The organism is Spirabiliibacterium mucosae, from assembly GCF_014884965.1.
GTDB classification, from domain to species: domain Bacteria; phylum Pseudomonadota; class Gammaproteobacteria; order Enterobacterales; family Pasteurellaceae; genus Spirabiliibacterium; species Spirabiliibacterium mucosae.
In genome coordinates, this window is record NZ_JABTBO010000029.1 from 1 (window position 1) to 25,339 (window position 25,339).

25 protein-coding genes, 1 tRNA gene and 3 pseudogenes are annotated in these 25,339 nt (G+C 47.8%); 12 read left to right on the forward strand and 17 right to left on the reverse strand.

The window, feature by feature from the left end; all coding sequences use genetic code 11:
- Positions 1-159 precede the first annotated feature (159 nt).
- The 12 genes and pseudogenes from HPC37_RS09475 to dgoD form a co-directional block, all read right to left on the reverse strand.
- Entirely contained in the window at positions 160-267 is a 108-nt protein-coding gene (locus HPC37_RS09475) for a methionine/alanine import family NSS transporter small subunit (protein WP_208122884.1), read from the reverse strand.
- A 174-nt stretch (positions 268-441) separates the two neighbouring features.
- Positions 442-1,923 (reverse strand): annotated as a pseudogene (locus HPC37_RS09480) (sodium-dependent transporter); the annotation flags it as partial.
- A gap of 232 nt (positions 1,924-2,155) precedes the next feature.
- Positions 2,156-3,748 (reverse strand): AbgT family transporter, encoded by a 1,593-nt coding sequence (locus HPC37_RS09485; RefSeq protein ID WP_282435408.1) that lies wholly within the window; start codon positions 3,746-3,748, stop codon positions 2,156-2,158.
- 122 nt (positions 3,749-3,870) lie between these two features.
- Positions 3,871-4,674 (reverse strand): shikimate dehydrogenase, encoded by an 804-nt coding sequence (aroE, locus tag HPC37_RS09490; RefSeq protein WP_208122886.1) that lies wholly within the window; start codon positions 4,672-4,674, stop codon positions 3,871-3,873.
- The gene (gene tsaC / locus HPC37_RS09495) at positions 4,675-5,226 is read right to left on the reverse strand and encodes an L-threonylcarbamoyladenylate synthase type 1 TsaC (protein WP_208122887.1); all 552 of its coding nucleotides are present in this window, start codon (positions 5,224-5,226) and stop codon (positions 4,675-4,677) included. It lies immediately after the preceding gene.
- Positions 5,213-5,764, reverse strand: coding sequence for a DNA topoisomerase family protein (locus HPC37_RS09500; RefSeq protein ID WP_208122888.1), 552 nt, complete (start codon positions 5,762-5,764; stop codon positions 5,213-5,215). The genes tsaC and HPC37_RS09500 overlap by 14 nt, the downstream gene beginning before the upstream one ends.
- 50 nt (positions 5,765-5,814) lie before the next feature.
- Positions 5,815-6,894 (reverse strand): DNA-processing protein DprA, encoded by a 1,080-nt coding sequence (gene dprA / locus HPC37_RS09505; protein WP_208122889.1) that lies wholly within the window; start codon positions 6,892-6,894, stop codon positions 5,815-5,817.
- 88 nt (positions 6,895-6,982) lie between these two features.
- Entirely contained in the window at positions 6,983-8,311 is a 1,329-nt protein-coding gene (locus tag HPC37_RS09510; protein WP_208122890.1) for a TRAP transporter large permease, read from the reverse strand.
- Between the two features lie 213 nt (positions 8,312-8,524).
- A complete protein-coding gene (locus HPC37_RS09515) occupies positions 8,525-8,800 on the reverse strand; it encodes a TRAP transporter small permease subunit (RefSeq protein ID WP_208122891.1) in 276 nt (91 codons plus the stop codon).
- An 88-nt stretch (positions 8,801-8,888) separates the two neighbouring features.
- A complete protein-coding gene (locus tag HPC37_RS11095; protein WP_282435411.1) occupies positions 8,889-9,239 on the reverse strand; it encodes a type 2 periplasmic-binding domain-containing protein in 351 nt (116 codons plus the stop codon).
- Positions 9,240-9,282: 43 nt separating this feature from the next.
- On the reverse strand, positions 9,283-9,894 hold the full coding sequence (dctP, locus tag HPC37_RS11100) for a TRAP transporter substrate-binding protein DctP (RefSeq protein ID WP_208122892.1): 612 nt from the start codon (positions 9,892-9,894) through the stop codon (positions 9,283-9,285).
- 28 nt (positions 9,895-9,922) lie between these two features.
- Positions 9,923-11,035, reverse strand: a pseudogene (gene dgoD, locus HPC37_RS09530) (galactonate dehydratase); the annotation flags it as partial.
- 226 nt (positions 11,036-11,261) lie between these two features.
- Here dgoD and HPC37_RS09535 point away from each other — a divergent pair.
- From HPC37_RS09535 to mscL, 8 genes are all read left to right on the forward strand, one after another.
- Positions 11,262-11,510, forward strand: a complete 249-nt coding sequence (locus HPC37_RS09535; RefSeq protein WP_345790037.1) for a FadR/GntR family transcriptional regulator — start codon at positions 11,262-11,264, stop codon at positions 11,508-11,510.
- A 10-nt stretch (positions 11,511-11,520) separates the two neighbouring features.
- Positions 11,521-11,946: an FCD domain-containing protein gene (locus HPC37_RS09540; RefSeq protein ID WP_208122907.1), complete on the forward strand. Its 426-nt coding sequence runs from the start codon at positions 11,521-11,523 to the stop codon at positions 11,944-11,946.
- A 66-nt stretch (positions 11,947-12,012) separates the two neighbouring features.
- The gene (gene def / locus HPC37_RS09545; RefSeq protein ID WP_208122894.1) at positions 12,013-12,522 is read left to right on the forward strand and encodes a peptide deformylase; all 510 of its coding nucleotides are present in this window, start codon (positions 12,013-12,015) and stop codon (positions 12,520-12,522) included.
- A gap of 25 nt (positions 12,523-12,547) precedes the next feature.
- Positions 12,548-13,486: a methionyl-tRNA formyltransferase gene (fmt, locus tag HPC37_RS09550; protein ID WP_208122908.1), complete on the forward strand. Its 939-nt coding sequence runs from the start codon at positions 12,548-12,550 to the stop codon at positions 13,484-13,486.
- The gene (rsmB, locus tag HPC37_RS09555; RefSeq protein WP_208122895.1) at positions 13,483-14,784 is read left to right on the forward strand and encodes a 16S rRNA (cytosine(967)-C(5))-methyltransferase RsmB; all 1,302 of its coding nucleotides are present in this window, start codon (positions 13,483-13,485) and stop codon (positions 14,782-14,784) included. Before fmt ends, rsmB begins: the two co-directional genes overlap by 4 nt.
- Before the next feature lie 8 nt (positions 14,785-14,792).
- The gene (gene trkA, locus HPC37_RS09560) at positions 14,793-16,169 is read left to right on the forward strand and encodes a Trk system potassium transporter TrkA (protein ID WP_208122896.1); all 1,377 of its coding nucleotides are present in this window, start codon (positions 14,793-14,795) and stop codon (positions 16,167-16,169) included.
- A 2-nt stretch (positions 16,170-16,171) separates the two neighbouring features.
- On the forward strand, positions 16,172-17,614 hold the full coding sequence (locus HPC37_RS09565; RefSeq protein ID WP_208122897.1) for a TrkH family potassium uptake protein: 1,443 nt from the start codon (positions 16,172-16,174) through the stop codon (positions 17,612-17,614).
- Between the two features lie 107 nt (positions 17,615-17,721).
- Positions 17,722-18,126, forward strand: a complete 405-nt coding sequence (mscL, locus tag HPC37_RS09570; protein WP_208122898.1) for a large-conductance mechanosensitive channel protein MscL — start codon at positions 17,722-17,724, stop codon at positions 18,124-18,126.
- A gap of 46 nt (positions 18,127-18,172) precedes the next feature.
- Here mscL and selB read toward each other — a convergent pair whose 3' ends face one another.
- Positions 18,173-20,029 (reverse strand): selenocysteine-specific translation elongation factor, encoded by a 1,857-nt coding sequence (gene selB, locus HPC37_RS09575; protein ID WP_208122899.1) that lies wholly within the window; start codon positions 20,027-20,029, stop codon positions 18,173-18,175.
- A complete protein-coding gene (gene selA, locus HPC37_RS09580; RefSeq protein WP_208122900.1) occupies positions 20,026-21,417 on the reverse strand; it encodes an L-seryl-tRNA(Sec) selenium transferase in 1,392 nt (463 codons plus the stop codon). The genes selB and selA overlap by 4 nt, the downstream gene beginning before the upstream one ends.
- Before the next feature lie 65 nt (positions 21,418-21,482).
- Between selA and HPC37_RS09585 the strand changes: the two genes are divergently transcribed.
- The 4 genes from HPC37_RS09585 to HPC37_RS09600 all read left to right on the forward strand — a co-directional run bounded on the left by HPC37_RS09585 (position 21,483) and on the right by HPC37_RS09600 (position 23,501).
- A tRNA-Sec gene (locus HPC37_RS09585) sits at positions 21,483-21,577 on the forward strand.
- Between the two features lie 83 nt (positions 21,578-21,660).
- On the forward strand, positions 21,661-22,155 hold the full coding sequence (locus tag HPC37_RS09590) for a hypothetical protein (RefSeq protein WP_208122901.1): 495 nt from the start codon (positions 21,661-21,663) through the stop codon (positions 22,153-22,155).
- 1 nt (position 22,156) lies between these two features.
- On the forward strand, positions 22,157-22,618 hold the full coding sequence (locus HPC37_RS09595; RefSeq protein ID WP_208122909.1) for a type II toxin-antitoxin system YafO family toxin: 462 nt from the start codon (positions 22,157-22,159) through the stop codon (positions 22,616-22,618).
- A gap of 127 nt (positions 22,619-22,745) precedes the next feature.
- Positions 22,746-23,501, forward strand: coding sequence for a Slam-dependent surface lipoprotein (locus HPC37_RS09600; protein WP_208122902.1), 756 nt, complete (start codon positions 22,746-22,748; stop codon positions 23,499-23,501).
- A gap of 383 nt (positions 23,502-23,884) precedes the next feature.
- Here the strand turns inward: HPC37_RS09600 and HPC37_RS11105 are convergent, their stop codons facing one another.
- The 3 genes and pseudogenes from HPC37_RS11105 to HPC37_RS09610 all read right to left on the reverse strand — a co-directional run.
- Positions 23,885-24,145, reverse strand: a complete 261-nt coding sequence (locus HPC37_RS11105) for a hypothetical protein (protein ID WP_282435413.1) — start codon at positions 24,143-24,145, stop codon at positions 23,885-23,887.
- A gap of 45 nt (positions 24,146-24,190) precedes the next feature.
- Positions 24,191-24,298 (reverse strand): annotated as a pseudogene (locus HPC37_RS11315) (hypothetical protein); the annotation flags it as partial.
- Positions 24,259-25,339: VWA domain-containing protein (locus HPC37_RS09610; protein WP_208122903.1), on the reverse strand; the 1,081-nt coding region annotated here is incomplete at its 5' end. The gene HPC37_RS09610 and the pseudogene HPC37_RS11315, both read right to left, overlap by 40 nt.

Below are 25,339 nucleotides of genomic sequence, written 5' to 3' on the forward strand. Positions count from 1 at the left end.
GTTCCACACATCTCAAGGATGTCGTGGAAGGGAGGCACATAATACTCCAGGGAGAATTTATGTCAATCCCTTTTTCGAAAAAATAGGAAAAATTATCTGCTTGCTTATTTTTAAAACAAAACGCCCTTAAACTCAGGGCGTTTGTTATAGTGTGTTGCCTTAATCTTGCGACTCAACATCTGGCGGCAGGCGCTTGAGTGCGACAATTAATCCGCCCCAGATAATCACAAGAGAAACAACCATCATGATAATTGCTGATGTATTCATTGCTTACTCCTTGTCAATGGTGGTGACTTGATTGACGGGCCCATCTTGGGTCGCGACCTCAAGCCCCTTGGCTTGGCGGCGTTCAATGATTTTGTAATCTAACTGACGATCCAAAATTGGTGGCGCAACCGGTGTGCCGTCGATGTCGTGCTGATATAACCCAGAGCGTTTTGACCAATTCAGCCGTGACAGGATAAAGGCCACAACAATCAAGCCGACCGCCATGCCCCAGCCGAAAATATTCACAAACCAGCTTGGGTAGCCACCGTAACCTTCAGACAGGCGTTTAACGATTTCGCTGATCAGGATATAGCCTAAGATCACAGGCGTGATACCGCCCACGAAAATCTGCCATTTGCGGCCTAATCTAAATGATGAGGTGGCATTCAAATGGTTACGCAAGCTTGGCAGCGCACACACACCTGCCACCAAGAACATCACGGTGATCAAGGCGACCGCCACAATGCCGAAGTTGTTGACAAAGGCGTCAACCACATCGAGCAGCGCAAGGCCAGTGGTAGTTGGGAAGAGCAATACTGAAATTAACATCATCGGAATGCTCACCACTAAGGTGGCTTTCACCCGTTGCATGCCGAGTTTGTCTTGCACCGCAGCGATAATCACCTCCAGCAAGGAAATCAACGAACTTAGGCCTGCGAACACCAAAGAGCCGAAGAACAGCACGCCGATAAACTCACCAAATGGCGCTTCGGAGATGATGGTTGGGAAGGCGATAAAGGCCAAGCCGATACCTGAGGCGGCAACCTCTGATACAGGCTTGCCTGAAGCCATGGCCATGAAGCCGAGTGCGGCAAACACCCCGATACCTGCGAGCAATTCAAAACTGCTGTTAGCAAAGCCAACCACCAAGCCTGAGCCTGTTAAGTCTTCTTTTTTCTTCAAATAGGAGGAGTAGGTGAGCATAATCCCAAAGCCAACAGACAATGAGAAGAAGATTTGCCCGTAGGCGGCCACCCACACGCCAGCATCCGTCAGTTTGCTCCAATCAGGTGTGAACAGCGTGTTGAGCCCTTCTGCCGCGCCTGGCAAGAAGAGTGAACGCACCACCAAAATTAAGAACATCACCAACAAAAGTGGCATAAAGATAGAAGAAGATTTAGCAATCCCTTTTTGCACACCAAAGGCCAAAATGGCGATAACAATCACCCACACCGCCAGCAATGGCCAAGTGATTTGCGCCACAAAGTCAAAGCGCACGCCAGGCTCTTTGGCCATTTGTAGGTAATCGCCAAAGAAGAAGGCTGATGGGTCCGCACCCCAGCTGTGGTTGACGGAGAAATAGGTGTACGAGATGGCCCAGCCGATGATCACCGCATAATAAATGCTGATGATAAAGCAGATTAACACCTGCCACCAGCCGATAGTTTCCATCCCGCTGAACAAGCGGCGAAACGCCAGCGGCGGTGAACCGCGGTATTTATGCCCAATGGCATATTCCAAGAAAAGCAGCGGGATACCGGCGGTCAACAGCGCGACTACGTAAGGGAAAATAAAGGCGCCGCCGCCGTTTTCGTAGGCAACATAAGGGAAACGCCAAATGTTCCCTAAGCCGACGGCTGACCCGATCGCGGCGAAAATAAACGCGCGACGGCCAGAAAATGTTTCACGTGAAGGTGGCGTTTGTGTTTTAGCCATACTTCAAACCTCCTAAAAATAAAATTCTGGAAAATTGTTAAATTTTGCAATTTTCTCACCTAACGTATGTTATACGATAATTTGTGTAAACAAAAGCCTAGCGCCGCCCTAGAGTACAATAGATTATGTTGCAGAAAACGCAACCACAGCTAATAAAAAGTGCGGTTGGGGATAAAAGCCCGTCATAAATACACAGAAACGGGCTTTTTGCAGAATAAAAATCTAATTTAAATTAATTTGGGGAATAGTAAATCGGTGAATTTGGCCCCACTGGCAAGCCTAATACAAAGACCCAAACAAAGAACATCAATGACCACGCCACCAAAAACGCCATGGAGTACGGCAGCATCATGGAAACCAGTGTGCCGACGCCGGCATCTTTTTTGTATTTGATCACCACCGCCATAATCAAGCCGAAGTAGCTCATCATTGGGGTGATGATGTTGGTGACCGAATCTCCAATACGGTAGGCCGCTTGGATGGTTTCAGGCGCGTAGCCGGCGAGCATCAGCATCGGGACAAAAATCGGCGCCGTCACCGCCCATTGTGCTGAAGCCGAGCCAATCATTAAGTTGATGAAAGCACAGATCAAAATAAAGCCGATAAACAGCACACCACCGTGCAGGCCAATTTCATTGAGGAAGTTGGCACCTTTGACCGCAATCACCTGCCCAATGTTGGTCCAGTTGAAAAACGCCACAAATTGCGCAGCAAAGAAGATGATCACCAAATAAAGCCCCAAGGTGCTCATCGCGCCAGCCATGGCGTCAACCACATCTTTGTCGTTGCGGATGGTTTTGGCCACCCAGCCATACACAATCCCTGGAATGGCGAAGAGGAAGAAAATAAAGGCCACAATGGATTTCAAAAATGGTGAGCCTGTCACAAGCCCGGTTTCAGGGTTGCGCAAAATGCCGTCGGCTGGCACCACCGTCCAGGCGAGCAACGCGCACAGCAGCAAGAAGGTCACACCTGCATAACGCAGTGCTTTACGCTCAAGTGCGGTGACTTCATTTGATTCACGCAGTGCGATTTCTTCACTGTCGACACCGCCGCCTTGATAAGGCCCGAGCTGCGGCTCAACGATTTTTTCGGTAATGAAATAACCGATGATGGCGATCATAAATGTGCTAGCGCACATGAAATACCAGTTGGCCTCAACGCCGACGGTATAACTTGGGTCAATAATCTGTGCTGCTTGTTGCGTGATCCCGGCCAATAATGGGTCAATGGTGCCGAGCAACAAGTTGGCAGAATACCCGCCCGACACCCCCGCAAAGGCGGCAGCAAGGCCAGCGAGTGGATGGCGCCCAAGGGAGTGGAAGATAATCGCGGCCAACGGCACCAACACTACATAGCCAAGCTCTGAGGCGGTGTTGGACATGATCCCGGCAAACACAATCGCTAATGTGGTGAGTTTGCGCGGCGCTTTGAGCACCACCAAGCGCATAGTGGCCGACAACAGCCCAGAGCGCTCAGCAATGCCAACCCCGAGCAAGGCAACCAAAACGGTGCCAAGCGGGGCAAAGTTGGTGAAGTTTTTAACTAAGTTGGTAAAAATTTTGGCGATGCCTTCTTGATTTAACAAGCTGACCACATAAATCACGCCATCGGCGGCGCGGCCTTTGGCTCCCTCAGGGCGCGGGTCGGGCACGGAGAGCCCAAAGTGAGCGCCAATGGCAGAGGCAATTAACAACGCCATGATAAAGATAAAAAAGAGTGTCACCGGGTGGGGCAAGGCGTTACCAAGCCATTCCACCGTACGTAAAAAGCGACTGCCTTGCGGATTTTCAGGTTTGTTCAAGTGGGGGGTGTGATTTGTCATGCACTCTCCTTCTCGGGCAAAACATTAAAATTAAACAAGTTTCCCGCGAAGTGTACTATAACTGTGCGTAACAATGCACCTGTGAATTTACATTTATTTAACGCAGATCACAAAGTTTTATCCTACGTTGCCAACACTGGCTCAATTGACGGCATTTTGTCAAACCACAACGCGAACGCATGCGCCGCCTGCCCGACCAACATGCCAAAGCCGTCATGGCGCACACTCACGCCACACTGCTGCGCAAAAGCCAAAAACGGCGTTGGTGCGCCTTTGCTGTATTGCATATCATAAGCCGCACCGCACTTTTGCATCACCGCTGGGGCAACATCCGCCACCTTGCCCTGCAAGCCGAGCGAGGTTGCGTTGATCACCACGGCGTACGCTTGGTCAGGAATCGCCTCAAGGGCGCAACTGGTGATGTCACCAAACGGTGCAAAGCGCTCAGCCACGGCTTGTGCGGTGGCCAAAGTGCGGTTGGCCAGCGTGATGCGCACGCCCGCCTGCAGCAGTGGCAGCATCACCCCTTGGGCGGCACCACCGGCTCCGAGCATTAAAAGCGCATCGCCTGCGTGCAAGAGATTAAGGCGCTCAAGGTCACTGACCAAGCCTGGGCCGTCGGTATTGTCGGCATAAATCTGTCCATTGGGCAATTTTTTTAATGTATTGCTTGCTTGTGCAAGCTCACAGCGTTGGCTGTGCTGATCAGCAAAAGCAAACGCACGGGCTTTAAAGGGCGCTGTGATATTGCAGCCTTGCCCGCCGTGATCAAAAAAATCCGCTAATTGCTGCTCAAAACGCACCTCGTCACCGAGTTTGCGAGTATAATCCAGCGGCAAATCAAATTGGCTGGCAAAGTGTTGTTGAATCTCAGGCGATCGGCTTTGCGCGATCGGGTTGCCCCACACGGCGTATTGCTGTTTCATTTATCCCTGCCTAATAATGGTGTTGGTGAAAATATCACGGATTTCTGACGGATTTTGCACGCCGCCGACCGCACTTTCATACACGGGGAAGCCCTCGCCAAATTGCTGCTTCACCGCCTGCGCTGTGCGGCACGGCGCTTGGCCGGAGAGATTGGCGCTGGTGGAGGTGAGCGCCATCTGCGCGTGTTCACACAGCCACACAACCGCAGGGTGCGTACACAACCGCACGGCAATGGTGTCAAATCGGCCGGTTAAAAAGTGCGGTGTGCCAGCGCGGGCGGGCACCACCCAAGTGGTTGGGCGTGCGCTGGGTTGGCTCAATCTCGCCCAGTGCGCACTTTGCAGTTTGTCTTCCTCAATAAACGGACGCAAAAAGGCCAAGTGCGGTGCAACAAGAATCAAGCCTTTGTCAACGGGGCGCTGTTTTAAGGCGAGCAGTTGGGTGACCGCACGTTGATTATTCGGGTCACAGCCGAGGCCAAACACCGCCTCGGTGGGGTAGGCAATCACCTCGCCTTGTTTTAATGCCTTGATAAGATCATGTTTTTGCATCAGTTTCTTCTTGTTCAAAAATGTGATTACAGGCGCGATTGGCGCACTGCAATTGGGTGTCACTGTGGGCAACGCTCAGGGCAAAACCGCACTTTGGGCACGGCGTGGCAACGGGCTTGTGCGAAAGGCTGAAACGGCAGCGTGGGAAGTTGTCACAGCCATAAAACACCTTGCCAGCCCGCCCTCGGCGCGCCACCAGCTGGCCTTGCTGGCATTGTGGGCAGGCGGGCAGCGCCTCATCAGGCGCACTGTCGTTGTGCATAATCACATCACACTCGGGGTAATGACTGCAGCCGATAAACATGCCGTATTGCCCCTGGCGCAGCACCAGCGGATGACCGCACTTTGGGCAGCTGGCATCAAGCACCTTCAGCACTTTGCTTTTGTGCTGCTGCAAGGGCTTGATAAAATCGCACTGCGGGTAGTGGCTGCAGCCTAAAAACAGCCCATATTTGCCCGTTTTCAGCGTCAGCTCGCCACCGCACTTTGGGCAGTGCTCGCGCTCAATGGGTGCAGGGGTAAACAACGACTTTGCCATAAATCTCCACGGTTTTTGTTTATATTAACCGCTTACACAAATTTGGCAAGTTACGCGCGCGAATATCCGCCCTCTTTGCTCACCACCACGCCCTCAAGCTCCAAATCCAGCAACTGCGTGAGCACGTCGTTGACCGACAAGCCACTGGCCTGGGCGAGATCGTCAACGCAAATCGGCTGATAGCCCAAATGGGCAAACAATTCTGGGTGGCTGCATGGTGTGCTTTGCACCTCCACTTCCTCTTCAAAGCTCAACTGCGGCTGCGCGTGGGGCTGAAATTGGATGTTTTCCATAATGTCGGTGTAATCCTCCACCAACATCGCACCTTGTTTGATCAGCGAATGCGTGCCGCGGCTGTACTGATTTTGCACCGCTCCTGGCAGCGCAAACACATCGCGGTTTTGCTCAAGGGCATAACGGGCGGTGATCAGCGAGCCGCTGCGGATATCAGCCTCCACCACCAGCGTGCCCATGCTCAAACCCGAAATAATGCGATTGCGCCGCGGGAAGTTTTCCGCCAGCGGTGGCTGGTCGGGCACAAATTCCGACACCATTGCGCCACACTCAACAATTTGCGCCGCCAGCGCTTGATTGCGTTTTGGATAAATATGATTGAGCCCACAGCCGAGCACCGCGATGGTTTTGCCGCCGCAATCAAGCGCGGCCTGATGACACACTCCGTCAATGCCCAGCGCCATGCCACTGGTGATCACCAACCCTTGCGCGGCCAATTTTTGCGCGAAATACGCCCCCCAATAGCGGCCATAATCCGAGCACTCACGGCTGCCCACCATGGCCAGCTGCGGCTCACTGAGCAAACTCGCCTGCCCTTTAACAAACAGCAACAACGGCGCGGCGGCAATTTGCTTGAGCAAGAACGGGTAGTCCTCATCAAAATAACTCACCACCCGCTGACCGCACTTTTGTGCCCACTCAAGCGCCGGCGTAATACTGCGCGGCAAAGGTGTTTGCCAGCGGCGAATTTGGGCCGCCGACCACCCCAGCGCCTGCAAATCCGCCGCATCTACCGCCAGCAGCCACTGCGCATCCACCTTTTTCAACAAGCGCGTCAACTTCGCCACCCCAAACTGCGGCAGCTGATTGATGCGTAATAAAAACTCAAGATCCATAACATCTTCTCCAAAAAGAGAAAATATTAATCAGATCTTGAGCTTAAATAAACTATTTATACTGTATTTTAGGTTAAGCTTCACACTTTTAATTTACTAAGAAAAGTGCAATTTCAGGAAACAAAATAAGCAAAGTAAGTAAAATTAGTTGGATACAAATAAAAGGCAAAACTGATTTAAAAATATCCGTTAATTCAATCCCCTCAGGAGCAACACTGTGGAGATAAAAAGCTGCGGGTCCAAATGGAGGAGACAGAAACGAAACCTGCATATTGACACAAAACAATACACCAAACCAAACTGGATCAAAGCCTAAATTTTGAACAATAGGAACAAAAATTGGCATTGTAAGCATAGCAATACCTATCCAATCTAAAAATAATCCTAAGATAAAGAGGATAAGCATCATAATAAGAATAATTCCAACAGGGGGTAATCCTGATCCTACTAACAAGGATTCTACAAATCGATTGCCACCAACTAAATTATAAATGCCAACTAAAATATATGCTCCCACACCAATCCACATGATCATTCCACATGTTTGCATGGTTGTATATGATGCTTCCTTAACGATTTTAAAGCTCAGTTCGCGTCGATAAAGTGAAACAAGAATAACAGCAATCACACCAACGGCAGCAGCTTCTGTGACCGAGGCAATTCCACCATAAATACTACCCAATACAAGTAAGGCTATTGATGCTGGTAGTGCTATATCAATTCTTGCTTTTCTTCTTTCCTCTCTACTTATTTCTCTATTTCTTTCATCCTCTGGAATATCTGGAAGCATATCTGGATTAAGTTTACCACGAATAACTATATATAGAAGATACATTCCCGCTAACAAAAAGGCGGGAACAAAGCTTGCAGTAAAAAGATCACCAATAGAAACTGAGGCAACTAAGCCATAAATGATTAATACAATACTTGGAGGAACCATAGTTCCCAACGCTCCTGAAGCAACCACTGTACCAATAGCTAAATTTTTGTTGTAACCTAACCGCAGCATTTGTGGTAGTGCTAACAATCCCAATAAAACTGTTTCTCCACCAATAATACCAGACATCGCTGCAAGAAAAACACCAATCAATACTGTTTGCAAAGCAACACCTGTCCGAAATTTACGAGTAGTTAACCACATTGCATTATATAGGTCTTTTGCAATTCCAGTTTTATCTAGCAAAGAAGCCATTAGAACAAACATAGGAACAGCTAATAAGGAATAGCTGGTCATAAAACCATAGACACGGTTAACAATCATAGGTAGTATGTCAGGAGAAAACCAACCAACAGCCAGCAATGTTGCGACTAATCCTGTCAAAAAAGCTAATGGAACACCTGTTACCAGCAACAAACACATTATGATAAACATAATGGTCGTAACGGTTTCTATTCCTAAATTTGATAAACCAAACATAACTTTCCCCTAATTTTTATTTCTTCTCATTTTAAAATAACTTGAATACAAAAATCAAAAAGAATAAACAAAGAGGCTTTCAATAATCCTGGTATTGGTGGATTCCAAGCAGATCCAGAACGCTCAAGTGAAATTTCTCCTGAAGGTGAAAAACTGCGCTTTTCGCAATAAAGAAACTCGCATATGCAAGGAGGATTAGATAAATTAGAGTAATTACATTACCAAAAATTCTAATTTTCTTCTCATGGAGATTTTTACACGGTCAAGGAGGATAGGAACACGAATATGTTTATCCCTACCAAATGAAAATAATCCAGCATATATCATTAAAAAAGCAGCTAGAGCAATACTTGTTTCATGAACCCAGTCAGTCGGATTATTAAAAATATAACGAGATACGATTTCATAAAAAGATATAAATACTATTAACAAATATAGCCACGATAAATAATGACCAATTCTTTCTATAATAGAATCGATATATGTCATTTTATTTTTTCGACACTCTCATTTTTCATACATTATCCTCATTTAAATAAAGCCTTTTGAAATATTTCAAAAGGCTTACAATGTCTAATTAACCATACCTTTTCTTTAAATATGACATTACCGTATCATAATATTTTTGAGACATTGCAGATTTTTTTGCCCATTCAGGCCACATTTTTGTTGCAACTTCTCTAACCTTTGCAACTTCTTCAGGATCCCAGGCTATAATAGTGATATCTGATTTTAGATTTTTAACTGCTTCTTCATCAAGCTTTTGGTGCATCGCTAAAAATCCTTCTGCATATTCTTTTCCTGCCTTATTCAACACTTCTTTTAAATCATCTGGTAGTCCATCATAAATTTTCTTATTGAGCGTTACTTGATTTACTGGCATAGAATGCCAGCCAGGATGAATTGGATATTTGGCGATATCATTCATTCCATTTGCTTCATTACGAGCAAAGATAGAATAATCGGATGCATCAATAACCCCTTTCTACTAACGAGGTATAAACTTCTGAACCAGGTAAATTCACTGGAGATGCCCCCAAATTTTTAAATAAAACCTGAACCAATCCTTCAGGAGCCCTTACCTTAACACCATGTAATTCATTGATATTTCTAATAGGTTTTTTAGACACTAGTGATTCTACACCAACTGTACTTACTGCTAAAAGTTGCACACCATATTTATTTAATAACTCATTAGCAACAGAAAATCCACCACCATTATACATAAAGTCAATAAGATCTTTAGGGTTGCTCCACGCACCGATTAAATTACCGTATAAGGCAAAAGCAGGGTCTTTTCCTGAAAAATATGAGGGATCGGTAAAATCTCCTTGGATGATGTTCATGCCTATAGAATCAAGTGTTTGATTGTGTTCAACCACTGAGCCTGCGCCAAGAACATTAATGTGTATTTTACCATTTGAGTTTTTTTCTACTTCTTTTGCCCAATTTTGTTGAAACTTAAATGCATCATCTCCTGGTTGATCTGAAGATTGGAAATTCCAATTATAATCAGCTGCAATTACACTCATAGAAAAAGTTAACAATGAAAGTGGAATAGCTAATTTCATACTGTATTTCATAATCAAATCCTTATTCATTAAAAATTATTTACCATTCAGCAAAAGATCCATCTTTGTTTCTCCAAATCGGATTTCGCCAATGGCTCGTTTTCCTATTCTGAGATTCAATAAATTCTTCATTAATATGAATACCCAACCCATTTCCTTTAATTATTTCACAATATCCTTGATCAAATTCAAAAACCTCCTTATTTATCATATAATCCAAAACATCACAGCCTTGATTGTAATGAATACCTATACTCTGCTCTTGAATAACTGCGTTTATGGTACTCATATCACAATGTAAAGATGATGCCAATGCTATCGGACCAAGTGGGCAATGAGGCGCGACAGCAATATCATAAGCTTCTGCCATAGAGGCTATTTTTTTCAATTCTGTGATGCCTCCACAATGAGAGACGTCTGGCTGTATAATATCTACACCACCATGGCTTAAAATATGTTTAAAATCCCAACGAGAATATAATCTTTCACCTGTTGCAATTGGAATTGCTCCATATTGTGCAATTTCTTTAATAGAATCAAAATGTTCAGATAAGACAGGCTCTTCAACAAACATTAATCTCATAGATGATAATTCTTTCATCAATATTTTTGCCATAGCTTTATGCACACGGCCATGAAAATCAACTGCAATACCAAAATCTGGATCTGTTGCATCTCGGACCGCTTGTACCCGCTCTAGCAATGCATCTACTTTTGAATAATCATCAATAAAGTTTAATTCTTCTGTTGCATTCATTTTGATAGCATCAAAGCCTAGATTTTTTCTATCTTTCGCCATTTTTGCAACATCACTAGGCCTATCTCCACCAATCCAAGAGTACATTCTCATTCTATCTCGACATTTACCTCCCAATAGTTGATACACAGGAGCACCAAAATATTTTCCTTTAATATCCCATAGAGCTTGATCTATACCCGCTAAGGCACTCATCATAATTGGACCTCCTCGATAAAAAGAAGAGCGATAAAGTACATTCCAATGATCTTCTATATCAAGAGGATTTTTTCCAATTAGATATTCCATTAACTCTTTAACACAAGCATGTACCGTATAAGTTCTACCCTCTAGACAAGGCTCTCCCCAGCCGGTAATTCCTTCATCTGTAATTATTTTTATAAATCCCCACCTAGGTGCAACATTAAAGTTTTAAAATCAACTATTCTCATATAAAACTCCACAACAAATCTTGTATGACAAGAATATATTAAATAAAGATATTTTTTCTGTGACAAAAATCACATTAAAAATAATTAAAACAAAAATAATTTTCAAAAATTCTTGGGATAAATTATAATTGGGATATTATTCCTTTTAAAATAAATAGTTATGTTGAAATCTGAACTTCAATTCAAAAAAAATTCTTGATCGAATTATCTGTGGCCAATACTCAATGGCCGAGCTACTTCCCAGCGAACATGACTTGTGCGCTGATTTTGGTGTTTCGAGAACATCTGTTCGTTCTGCTTTACAAGCATTGGCTAACAAAAATGTCATTACTATCCAACCCAAAAAAGCTAGCTCTATAAATCCAATTGAAGAATGGGATTGGTTAGATAGTGACATTTTAGCTTTATTTATTAGGACAAAAAAAGTTACTTTTTGTTGAAAAATTACTCATTGCTCGTCTAACCTTTGAGCCTAACATCTGTGTCCAAGCAGCAATAAATCGGGACGATAAAGATCTATACGGTATTGAATTGGGTCTGAATATGATGAAAAGAGCTTTGGATACAAGTAATCGAGACTTATTTTTACAAGGAGATAACCTCTTTCACAAAAGCATTATCAAAGCGAGTAAAAACCCTTTTCTTTCCTCATTGAACAACATGTTAGCCGCATCTATGCAGATAACATTTGATCAGACACTAGAAACTAATATTCAACAAGCAATCCCAGCCATTGAGCGTCACGAAGCGCTTTTTTTGGCAATCAAAAACAAAAATTGCTGTGAAGCAAAGAGTTCATCAAAGAACCTTATACTCAATGCAATCGAAAAAAGCATTAAAGATCATAGCATTAGTAATCTTGCAAATTATCTATAAGGGCCTTTATTCATACATAAAAAAACATTACAATAAACAGTTAAACCCTTTTTTATGTTGAGAATTATGAGTATTTTACCGATTTTAAAATATCCTGATGAGCGTTTGCGTACTAAGGCCGAGCTGGTGGCGCAGGTGGACGATGAGATTCGTGCGTTGGTGGAGAATATGTTTGACACCATGTATGACGATCAAGGCATTGGGCTGGCGGCAAGCCAGGTGGACGTGCACAAGCGCGTGATTGTGATTGATATTGAAGGCGACAAGCAAGACCAGCTGGTGCTGATCAACCCTGAAATTATCGCCTCAAGTGGCGAGACAGGAATTGAAGAAGGCTGCCTTTCGGTGCCGACTTGCCGTGGCTTTGTGCCGCGCAAGGAAAAAGTGACCGTCAAGGCGCTCGACCGCGATGGCAAAGAATTCACCCTAGAGGCCGATGATTTGCTGGCGATTTGTATTCAGCATGAAATTGATCACTTAAATGGCGTGTTGTTTGTGGATTATTTATCGCCCCTGAAGCGCCAACGCATCAAGCAAAAAATGGAAAAACTTAACCGTTTGGCGAGCCGTGGATGATGACTGACAACGCCCCGTTAAAAATATTTTTGCTGGCACCCCTGAATTTGCCGCCGAGCATTTGCGCGCGCTGATTGACAGCCGCCATGAGGTGGTGGCGGTTTACACTCAGCCTGACAAACCCGCCGGGCGCGGCAAGCGCTTAACCCAAAGTGCGGTCAAGCAGCTGGCTCTGGCACACAATTTGCCCGTGTTTCAGCCCAAAAGCCTGCGAAAAGCTGAAGCACAAGCGCAGCTGGCGCAGCTCAACGCCGATGTGATGGTGGTGGTGGCCTATGGCTTGCTGCTGCCGCAAGCGGTGTTGGACGCACCGCACTTTGGCTGCTTGAATGTGCACGGCTCGCTGCTGCCGAAATGGCGCGGCGCGGCGCCGATTCAGCGCGCGGTGTGGGCGGGCGATGAAGAAAGCGGCGTGACCATTATGCAAATGGATGCGGGGTTGGACACCGGCGCGATGCTGCACAAAGTGCGCTGCCCGATTGATGCCAACGAAACATCCGCCAGTTTGTATGACAAGCTCGCCGCCATCGCGCCCAATGCGCTGCTCACGGTGCTTGATGGCCTGCGCGCGGGGGAATTTACGCCCATTGCGCAACATGATGCCGACAGCACGTATGCCCAAAAATTAAGCAAAGAAGAAGCCAAGCTCGACTGGGCACAAAGTGCGGTCAGCCTGGAGCGCTGCATTCGCGCCTTCAACCCATGGCCTGTCAGCTACTTCCCGCACGAGGTGCAAGGCAAAGTGCACAATATCAAGGTTTATCACGCCGAGGTGTTGCCGAAAACGCAAAGTGCGGTTCCAGGCACCGTGCTGGCGTTTGACAAACACGGCTTGCAAATTGCCTGTAGCGAAGGAGTGTTGAACATCACCGAGCTGCAGCCGCCAGGCAAAAAGCCGATGTCTATTGCGGATTTTGCCAACGGGCGCGGTGATTGGTTCCACACAGGGCAGGTGCTTGCATGAGGCAAAGGGCACTTTCCACCCGCGCGGCGGCGGCTGAGATCATCGCACAAGTGCGCTATCATGGCCAGTCCCTCGCCACCTTGTTGCCGGCCTACCAAGGGCAAATCAAGGCGCAGGATATGCCATTGCTGCAAGAAATTTGCTATGGCATTTGCCGCGTGTTGCCGCGCCTTGAGCGCATCGTCGCGCAGCTGGTGAACAAGCCGTTGAAAGGCAAAACGCGCATTGTCCACTGCTTGTTGCTCGTTGGGCTTTATCAAATTCTCTACACCCGCATCCCAGCCCACGCGGCGGTCGATGAGGTGGTCAACGCCACCAAGGCGCTGAACATGCCGAGCTTTCGCGCGCTGGTCAACGGCGTGCTGCGCCGCTTTTTGCGCGAGCAAGAGGCGATTTTAGCGACGGTGGACAAACACTGGCAAACCCTCCACCCCGAGTGGCTGGTCAATAGATTAAAAAAAGATTATCCCAACGATTGGCGCGAGATTATTGAGGCGAATAATACCAAGCCGCCGATGTGGCTGCGCGTCAACAGCGCCAAATGGACAGTGACGGACTACCTCGCGGCACTGCATGAGCACAACATCCGCGCTGAAGCAGGTCAACCCGACGGCGCTTTGCGCTTAGACGCACCTTGCGCGGTGGACAAATTACCGCACTTTGATGATGGCGCACTGGCGGTGCAAGACTGCCACGCCCAGTGGGCGGCGATTTTGCTCGATGCGCAAAACGGCGAGCGCGTGCTCGATGCCTGCGCCGCACCGGGCGGCAAAACCACGCACATTCTCGCGCGCGCACCGCAAGCGCAGGTCACGGCGTTGGATATCGAGCCTGAGCGCCTAGCCCGCGTGCGGGAAAATCTTGCGCGCATGGGCCAGCAAGCCGAGGTGATTTGCGGTGATGCCAGCGCGCCCGATACTTGGCTTGATGCAGGCGTGATGTTTGACCGCATTTTGCTCGACGCGCCTTGTTCTGCCACGGGCGTGATTCGCCGCCATCCTGATATTAAATGGCTGCGCCAAGAACAAGACATCCCCGCGCTGGTGGCGCTACAAAAGGCGATTTTGACCGCACTTTGGGGCAAACTTAAAGTCGGCGGCACGCTGCTTTATGCCACCTGTTCGCTGCTTAAAGCGGAAAATTCGCAGCAGATCGCGGCATTTTTAAACCACACGCCTGATGCCAAACTCGTGAGCGTGTTTGACGAAGATGAAAGTGCGGTCGGTTGGCAATTTTTGCCACAAATTGATGGCGGCGACGGGTTTTATTACGCAAAATTAACCAAAACGGCGAGATAAGGAAGTTAATGAAAATCATCATTCTCGGTGCAGGTCAAGTGGGCGGCACGTTAGCAGAAAATTTGGTCAGCGAAGACAACGACATCACCGTGATCGACAACGATCAGCAGCGGCTCAATAACCTGCTGGATAAATACGACCTGCGCGTGGTGTTTGGCAACGCCGCCTCGCCACGAGTGCTGCGTGAAGCTGGCGCGGGCGACGCCGACATGCTGGTGGCGGTCACCAGCAGTGATGAAACCAACATGATGGCCTGCCAAATCGCCTACACCTTATTTGGCACACCGACCAAAATTGCGCGCATTCGTAACAACGACTACCTGCGGGAAAAAGACCGCTTGTTCCAAACGGATGTGATCCCAATCGATCACATCATCGCGCCGGAAAAACTGGTGATTGACGACATCGCCAATTTGATTGACTACCCAGGCGCGGTGCAAATTGCACACTTTGCCGACAAACGCATCAGCTTGGCAGTGGTGAAGGCCTATTATGGCGGCCCGCTGGTGGGCTATGCCATTTCCGCCTTGAAGGAACACTTGCCGCACATTGACGCGCGCATTGTTGGCATCACCCGCCAAGATCGCTACATCCGCCCGCAGGCTTCCACCATTATTGAGGCCGGCGACGAGGTGGTGTTTATCTGCGCCACCAACCACATTCGCGCGGTGATGAGTGAATTGCAGCGCCTTGAGCGGCCTTACAAACGCGTGATGATTGTCGGTGGCGGCAACGTTGGCGCGGGCTTGGCCAAATTATTGGAAGATAAATGCCGCGTCAAACTGATTGAGCGCAACCCACAACGCGCCGAGATTTTGGCAGAAAAATTGCCGAAAACCTTGGTGTTCACCGGCGACGCCTCCGACCAGTCGCTGCTATTTGAAGAGCATATCGACAACATTGATGTGTTTTTTGCCCTCACCAGCGACGATGAGGCCAATATTATGTCGGCGCTGCTGACTAAGCGGCTTGGCGCGGCCAAGGCAATGGTGCTAATTCAGCGCATTGCGTATTTGGATTTGATTCAAGGCGGCACGATCGATATTGGCATTTCGCCGCAGCAATCGACCATTTCCGCGCTGCTGGCCTATGTGCGCAAGGGCGATATCAAAAATGTCGCGCTGCTGCGCCGCGGCAATGCTGAAGCGGTGGAAATCATCGCCCACGGTGACAGCACCACCTCTCACGTGGTCGGGCGCAAATTGTCTGAGATTAAGCTGCCATCCACCTGCATTGTGGGCGCGATTTTACGCAACAACGAGGTGATCATCGCCAAAGAGAATACGACCATTGAAGATGGCGACCATGTAGTGGTCTTTTTAAATGATAAAAAACAAATTCCCGATGTGGAAAAACTCTTTCAGCCAACTCCATTTTTTATTTGATTATGTTTAACTCGACCTTTTTGCTCTACACGCTCGGCTCGGTGCTCAACAAAATCGCCCTGCTGATGCTGCTGCCACTGGCGACCGCACTTTTAACCAACGGGGCGGGCTTGAGTGAGTTTGCGCAGGCGTTTATTTTGATTTTCAGCGTCGGCTTTTTGTTCACCTTGAAAAAGCCCGAGCGGATGCAGCTGCGGGTGCGCGACATGCTGCTGCTGACGGTGCTGATTTGGTTTACGATAAGCTTGTTTGGCGCACTGCCGTTTATATTTATTAAGCATATTTCGCTCAGTGACGCCTATTTTGAAACCATGTCGGGCCTGACCACCACCGGCTCCAGCGTGCTGTCGAATTTAAGCGAAATTGCGCCAAGTTTGCTGATGTGGCGCGCGATGCTGCAATGGATTGGCGGCTTGGGGGTGATTGTGATGGCGGTGGCGATTTTGCCATTTTTGAACGCCGGCGGCATGACGCTGTTTCGCGCCGAATCGTCCGATTGGTCAGAAAAAAGCATGCCGCACACCAAAGACATCGCCAAAAATATTGTGCAGTTTTACCTCATTTTGACCGCACTTTGCATTGTCGCCTATATGCTCACAGGGCTGAATTTGTACGACGCCATCAACCACACCTTCACCACCATTTCCACCGGCGGCTTTTCCTCGCGCGATGGCGGCATGGGTGAGTTTTCCGCCGCCACCCAGTGGGTATGCATTTTGTTTATGTTTTTAGGCTCAGTGCCGTTTTTGCTCTACATTCAAGCCGGCCACAAGCGGCAATTGTCGATTTTGCTGCGCGATCAGCAAGTGCGCGGCTTTTTTAGCTTTGTAATGGTGGTGGGGCTGGCGATGGCGGCGGTGTTATATTTTAATCACACCTACGATTTGCACGACAGCATTCGCATTAGCTTGTTCACCTTGGTCAATATCATGTCCACCACCGGCTACACGCTGGCGGATTTCGACACCTGGACAAGCACCACCACGCTGGTGTTTGCCTTTGCGTTTTTGCTCGGCGGCTGCTCAGGCTCCACCGCCGGCGGCATCAAAATCTTCCGCTTTCAAATCATTTTCACTTTGCTTAAGCGTGAAATTAAAAAGCTGATCCACCCCAACAGCATCCACCCGGTGCAGTTCAACCGCAAAAAAGTCTCCGACGACACCATTTTGGCGATCATCGTGTTTATCTTCTGCTTTTTCGGCTCGATTGTGGTGCTGTCGATTTTGCTCTCGCTCACTGGCATGGCGCCGCTGGATGCGCTCAGTAGCGCGATGACCTCGCTGGGCAACGTGGGGCCGGGGCTGGGGCCAAATGTTGGGCCAAGTGGCAACTTTGCCGATGTGCCGGATATCAGCAAGTGGCTGATGTCGTTTGGCATGCTGCTCGGGCGCCTTGAAATCATGACTCTTTTGGTGCTGTTGTTCCCAAGTTATTGGCGGAAATAGTGTAAAGCATTAACAGTATATAAAATAATGCTTTACATTTTTTTAATAGTGATTATAATACCGCCAATCTTTTTTATAGATTATTTTTTAACCACTAAGGATACATTATGAGTATGATGAAAGAATTCCGCGAATTTGCAATGCGCGGTAACGTAGTAGATATGGCTGTCGGTGTTGTGATCGGCGGTGCCTTTGGCAAAATTGTGAGCTCATTTGTGGGCGACATCATTATGCCTGTGCTGGGCCTGTTGACCGGCGGCGTGGACTTCAAAGATTTGCACATCGTGTTGAAAGAAGCGGTGGGTGAAACCCCAGCGGTAACCTTGAACTACGGCACCTTCATTCAAACTGTGTTTGATTTCGTGATCATCGCTTTTGCGATCTTCATGGTGATTAAAGGCCTCAACAAAATGAAAAAAGAGCAACCAAAAGAAGAGCCAGCACCAGCCGCCCCTTCTGCCGAAGAAACTTTGCTTACTGAAATCCGTGATTTGTTGAAAACCAAACAGTAACCAACACCCAATATCAAAAAACCTTCTCGCTTGAGAAGGTTTTTTATTAGAACAGATCGCCGTCGCGCAGCACATGGCGATTGCCCCGCCGCCACAAAAAACCGCACTTGTCATAATATTCAATCAACTGCACCGTAAGCTTGCGCCCAAAGCCAAGCGCATCACGCAATTCATTGACTGAAATGCCACCCTCGCGCTGAACGTGTGCTTTAATCAGCTTGGCGATGCGCTCAATCTCCTCGGTGAGGAAGAACCTGTCGCGCACCACAGGGGTTAAATAGCCCAGCTTGCCCGCTTTGTAGAGAAAGTTGCGCATCTCGCGCTCAGGCTGCTCAAATTGATTGGCTAAATCCCGCACCCAAATCGCCTGCCCTTGGCGGAGAAATTCGGCGTAGATCTGTTGCCAAAGTGCGGTTTCCTCAGCGTTAAACGCAATTTTGTGGCTCGGCAAATGCAGCCAGCCACGGCTTTGTTGCAGCGCTTTTTCACTCAGCAACTGCTCAATTAAGTAATACATCACCGCACTGGGCTGCTTAACTGCCGCCATGCGCGCCAAACGCGCTTTCGCCACGCCGATTTGATCAGGGTTGTCTTCATGATAGCGCGTGAGGCTTGCCAAAATTTGCTCACGCAGCGCTTGGCGGCTGGCTTCATCAAAGCAAAAATCCGCCACGCAGTGAAACCCGAGGGCTTGTTGCTGGGCATAAAACTGCTCGGCGGTGAGCTGCTCAACCCAGCACAAATACGCTTTTGACACACTCTTTTGGCTTAAATAGGCGGCAATGCGCTCACCACTGCTGCGCGCGTCAAGTAGGCGATGGAGATAACTCAAGCGCTGCGGCGTGCGTTTGTAGCGCACGGGGGAGTCAATCTCAACCACCTTGGCGCCCGCCACCGTGTGGCTGTTGTCGCCACTGCGCAAAATCAGTTTATCTTGCGCGCACAAAAAGAGCCCTTGCTGCAAGGTCAGCTCCGCCAGCACCTGTTCGCCTGCTTGGGCGCGCTGGCCTTCAAGCAGGGTACATTTGCCCGTGATGTGATTGGCGGCGTGATAAATATGCACCGGCTGCGAGGCATTGAGCGCCACCACAGGGTTGAGCAGCACGGTGAGGCGATCGCAGGCCAGCGCGTGTGGGCTGTCAAACAACCAATCGCCGCGCTGAATTTGGCTACTCTCGCGCCCGACTAGATTCAGCGCCAACCGCTCGCCGGCTAGCCCAACCACGTTGACTTGATTTTGTGCGTGGATATTTTTCACCCGCACCAGCTGCGCCAACTGGCTCGAGAGATAGAGCATATCATCGAGTTTGACATGGCCGCTAAAAGCCGTGCCCGTGACCACGGTGCCCGCGCCTTTGACCGTAAAAGTGCGGTCAATGGCGTAGCGAAACGGGTGCTTGTGGGTGTCGTCGTTATCCAAGCCTGACAAGCGCTGGCAAAGCTCGCGGATGCCTTGCCCCGTGCGGGTGGAGGTGACAAAAAACGGCGCTTGGCGCAGCGCCACGTAGCGCGCTTTGAGCGTATTGATCAACGCCTCGACCGCACTTTCACTGGCTTTGTCGGCTTTGGTGATCACCACCATAATTTGCTTGAAATCAAGCAGGGATAAAATCGTCAAATGCTCGTCGGTTTGCGGCATAATGCCCTCATCGGCGGCCACCACCAGCATGGCATAATCCACCCCGCCGAGGCCGGCAAGCATATTAGATAAAAACTTCGAGTGCCCCGGCACGTCAATAAAACCGAGCACGCGCCCGTCGTCAAGCGGCAAGTAGGCATAGCCCAAATCAATCGTCATGCCGCGCTTTTTTTCCTCGGGCAGATGGGCGGTGTGCTGGCCGGTGAGCGCCTCAATCAAGGCCGTTTTGCCATGGTCAACATGGCCGCTGGTGGCGATAATCATAACTCATCCACGCTGGCTAACAGGGCGTCAAGGCTCGCCAGTGAGCGCAAATCGAGCCACAATTTTTGCTGCTCAATGCGCCCGATAATCGGCTGGCTGAGCTGCTTGAGGCTGCGCACCAGTTGCATTAAATCGCTATGATTCCCGCTGCGTGGCGCCACCGTCACCGCCACCGACGCCAACGTGAATTCAGGCTGCGAGCCGCTGCCCATTTGCGCCAAACTTGGCGTGACGGCGATGTCGTAATCTTGCTGAAGCTTTTCTTGCAATTTTTGCGCCAAGCGCACCGCACTTTGCTCAAGCTCAGCGGTGGTTTGGGTCAAATGGTGCAATGTAGGGTTGCGCTCAGGCACTTTTTCAGGCAAAAGATAATCGCGCAGCGTGGCCTCCAGCGCGCTTAAAATCACTTTATCACAGCGCAGCACCCGTTTGAGCGGGTGGCGCTGGAGCTGTTCAATCATCGCTTTTTTGCCGACAATAATGCCCGCCTGCGGGCCGCCGAGGAGCTTGTCGCCAGAAAAACAGACCAAATCCACCCCCGCGCGCAACATCGCCTGCGGTGTTGGCTCTTGTGGCAGGCCAAATTGGTCAAGCTCAATGAGCGCGCCGCTGCCCAAATCACTCACCAGCGGCAAGTTATGCTCGTGGGCCAGCTGCGCCAGGGCTTGCTCACTGACCGATTGCGTGAAGCCGCTGATATGATAATTACTTGGGTGAACTTTCATTAAAAGTGCGGTATTTTCGTTGATATTGTCGCGATAATCCGCCAAATGGGTGCGATTGGTGGTGCCCACCTCTTTCAACACGCAGCCGGCTTGCTGCATAATATCCGGGATGCGAAACGCGCCGCCAATTTCCACCAACTCACCGCGGGAGATAATCACCTCTTTGCCGCGCGCAAAAGTACACAGCAGCAGCAACACCGCCGCGGCATTATTATTCACCACACAGGCCGCCTCACAGCCCGTTAACTGCGCCAACAGTGCGCTGACAAAGCCATCACGGTGGCCACGCGTGCCGCTTTGGAGCTCAAACTCAAGCGCGACATTATGTTGCATCGCACTCAGCGCCGCCTGCTGGGCACTAACTGGCCACAGTGCGCGGCCTAAATTGGTGTGCAGCACGGTGCCGGTGAGGTTGTGCACCGCGCGCATCTGCACTTGGCAAAGTGCGGTCAAATCATGCTGGAGCTTTTTATACAGCATAGAAAAATCGGTTAAATATCGCGGAAAGGGCTGCTGGTGGGCAATCGCTTGGCGCGCTTGGCTTAAAATCACGCGCAGCTGCGCCACCACCGCACTATGCCCAAACTTGGCCACCAGCACTTGGCCTTCAGGGGCGCTGATCACCTTGTCGACACTGGGCAGATCACGATAAAGTTGGGTCATAACATTTCCTTTAGCGATGAGATTAATGCTATTTTAATGAAAATGACGTATAATGCCACTGCTTTGGAAGGTCGTCGTTTCCGGTGAAGCGGCAGGACTTCAAATCCTGTTAAGGCTGCCAGCAGTCTTGGGTGGGTTCAACTCCCATGACCTTCCGCCACCACCTTCCATAACCAACTTTTTTATGTGGTAAAAATACAGGGTTATACGATATACAGTACAGCGATTTATGGCGATAATGCGATGAAAAAAGCACAATCAGCAAAAGCACTTTTAGCAAGTCTTAGCCTTGGCTTATCAACAGCTACAGCTAACGGTGCTCTATTGCATGATATATCGAACGATGTTGAACAAATTCAAGTGATGATACAGCAAGATGTGCTAGTGAGCGATATTTTCGAGTCAATCGAACGATTAACCGCCACCTTGCAAAAACTGAATATAAGTATCAAAGCAAGAATCAAGCATATTGACGAAAAAGAGTTAAGCGGTTTAACTCTTGTTAATAATGCATTGAATTATGGAATCGTGTTGATTAAAGCACGATTTGAAAAAGAAATTTTTAATCATTATTTTTCCGAGTTTAAGCGATTATCAAGTGCAAAGAATACGCTTGAAGTTCACCTTCAGCACATAAAAGAGCGTTTATATGGCGTGGAAATTGTTAGCATTAAGGATGTAACCGTGACGCAGTCGGAAATTAATGAGGCAATGGCAAAAATCGCAGTTAAACTCTAAAATGAAATCGAGCGTTATCATTCACAGTGACCTACAAAGAGATCCCTTTGTTGAAAAAATAGCCGTTGGTATTGCTCTATTTCATGACACAGGCCGATACCCCGATTTTCTAGGGCATTATGGTCAATTTGAAAATAATCCTCAAGCAATGGACAGCTTGATTAACAAGATCCACATTGCTCTATATCGAGAAGAGTGGACGCTGCGAACGTGGCGTCACAGAAACGGCTATAATCGGACGAGCGACAATTTTGTCATCTATGCACGACATTTCTTCTTCAGCAATCATTATCTTATCCTTAATATTGTTAGCCCAAATGCACACAAAGAAATACAAAGATTGCTACCAAACTTAATCAACAAGGCTGAAAGTTTTCATCGACTAACGTTAGAAGAAATTAGTCAATTCACAGCCTATACATCAAATCATGAAATCACTCGAACTATAAGGCTAACTGACTAAATCGAGATTTTTAGTAACAATACTCTCCTAACGCCCACTGGCACCACCGGCAGCACTTTGTATAATAATGCGTTATTGGGCAATTTTTGTTATGCTATAAAGACCCACTTCAACTAAGGAGATAGCTATGCAAGGCAGGATGATAAAACTCACTCAACTCACGCTGACCGCACTTTGCGCCAGTGTGCTTATCGCGTGCGGCAGCGGTGGCGGCGATGGCGGAGATAATAACCCAAATGACAAAAGTGTCCCGTACATTGGGCAAAATGCTAAAGGCCTCGTTGGCACCGTGATGACTATCGACCCAGAAAAAGAAGACCGCACACAAGCCGTTCAACTGGGCAACGTGCAGGCCAAGGGGCTGAATAAAATCATGCTCGACGGGGTTGCCATTGATATTATGCCGAGTCATCAACACCGCTGGACGGTCAGTAATCAAGCCAACGGCGCCTTCAAAGCGGTTTGTTGTGGGCAATATCAATTCTCACGCCTAGGCGCAGTTGACGAGGGCGTGGATAAAAAATTGTTCTTGTTTTATTACGGCATGGCAACAGAGAAGATGCCCACTTCAGGAGAGGCCAAATACTCCGGCCATTCGCTTTATCTCTCTGATAACGCAAAAGAAGATAGCTACGAAGGCGACTTTAATATGACGGTCGATTTTGCCACCCGGGATATCACTGGCACCATTCACAATCGCGCCACAGACATCACGTTAAAGGGCAAAGCGCTTGGCAATGTTTTTGGTGGCACTGCGCGCAGTAGCTTGGATAAAAGCGAAACACGATTTGATGCCAAGTTCTACGGTGACAACGCCGCTGAAGTAGCAGGCATGACTAATGGCAAGAGCAGCTGGGGTGTGGGCTTTATCGGTAAGCGATGACCGCACTTTGGGTTTTATAACGCAGTTTCGCCTGTGGCGGGCGGCCTTTTCTCTCTCACTACTCCGTCATCACTATCGTTTTCGCTGTTGGCGACTTCCTTTCTTTGCTTGCCCAAAAAAAGGAAGCAAAGAAACGGCATTTGCCCCTGTCCATAATATATTCGCTTAGCGCCAAATTGCTAATCACTGAGGGATCACACCCTCACTCGCCTAGCATTTTAGGCACACCTCAGCATCTTATTCCGAGGCGGGGTGAATTACTGAATTTTGTTCTTTGAAAAATACAAAGTGCGGTTAAACGCTATTTAAACGTGAAGTAATAAAAACCCACCTGTTGGTGGGGTTTTGTGTGGGGTAAAGTGCGGTGACCGCACTTTTATGGCTTAGACTAAGAACTCAACGTTCGCTCTCAAGAACTCATCAAGGCTTGAACCTGATGCACCATTGACGGTTACGCTATTTTCATACTGATAAGTATCACCTGAGTAGAATGTGAGTTTATGCTCAGACGCATTCCATTCTGCATGACCTTTATCACTGGCTTTAAAGTCCACCTCGGTGCCTTTGATTACAATCTTATCACCTTGTGCTTTATCAAAGTCGGTGATGGTATCGTTGCCGTTACCACCATGTAGATTGTACACAAACTGATCTGCACCTGCGCCACCAGTTAGTTTGTCGTTGCCTGCACCACCGATGATGATATCATTGCCATCACCACCGTTGATGGTGTCATTAGCACCGTGATTACTATTATCTAAATAATCACTCCAATGTTCTTTGAGATGTTCAATAATTTGAGTTTCTGTCGGCTCATTTCCACTATTTTATCCCATTTAATGTACTCAACCAAAGCACTATAGCTCTCTCCATCATGGCTGCCAGCCATGTGATCAACACCATTATCATTCCAAGACAAATGATCTGTATTTAATACATCACCAAATAAGAGATCATCACCAGAGTTACCTACAATACTATCACTGCCTACATCAAGTAGACTCTTAGTAACAGAGCCATTAACCAAGATATTTGATAATTCATCGGTATCACTAGTAATAAGAGCCTCACCTGTATTACCTGTAAATTTAACAGTGGTGACACTAGGCCCCCCTGCAGCAGTTATATCAAGGGATTTAAACTCACCGGTTCCACCTGTATTATCAAAAAACTGCAAGGAGTCTTCCATTCTTTGCCCACTCGGCATTTCTTTTTTACCAAAGCCGATCGCATGAACTTCACTCACTTCAGCCACCTTCTTATACTCAGTAATAGCTCTATTTACATCATCTTTCTCCATGTTTTTATTTACTTTACCGAGTAAAGTATCATTAACATTTGGTACACCATCCGATAGGAAAATGGTTGTATTAGTATAACCATTACCTTGATGTTTGGTGATCCATGGCAATACTGTTTTAAAGGCAGCCTCATAGTTAGTCTCACCACCAGCATTAATATTATTAATAGCATTTTTTAGCTTCTGCTCACTACCAACAGGGTCAGAAGTGTAATCATCTATCGAGAAGATTTGTTTGGCACTGTCACTAAATGTAACAAATTGCACATTAACCTTCCCAGTATGATCTTTTATATGCTCAGCAAATTTAGACAATGCCTCTTTTGCCATCTCCAAATATGTTGATCCGTTCGAAGCCCTAAATGTCTTCATTGATCCTGAAATATCTAAAAGAATGCTAACATTGTAATCAACACCAGGTGTAAATCGAGTTTCACTACCACCTTTATCACCGATGAGAATATCATCATTAGTATTTCCTTCAATAGAGTTATTACCATTATCGCCAACAGATAGCTCAGGTTTAGCAGTTTCCACA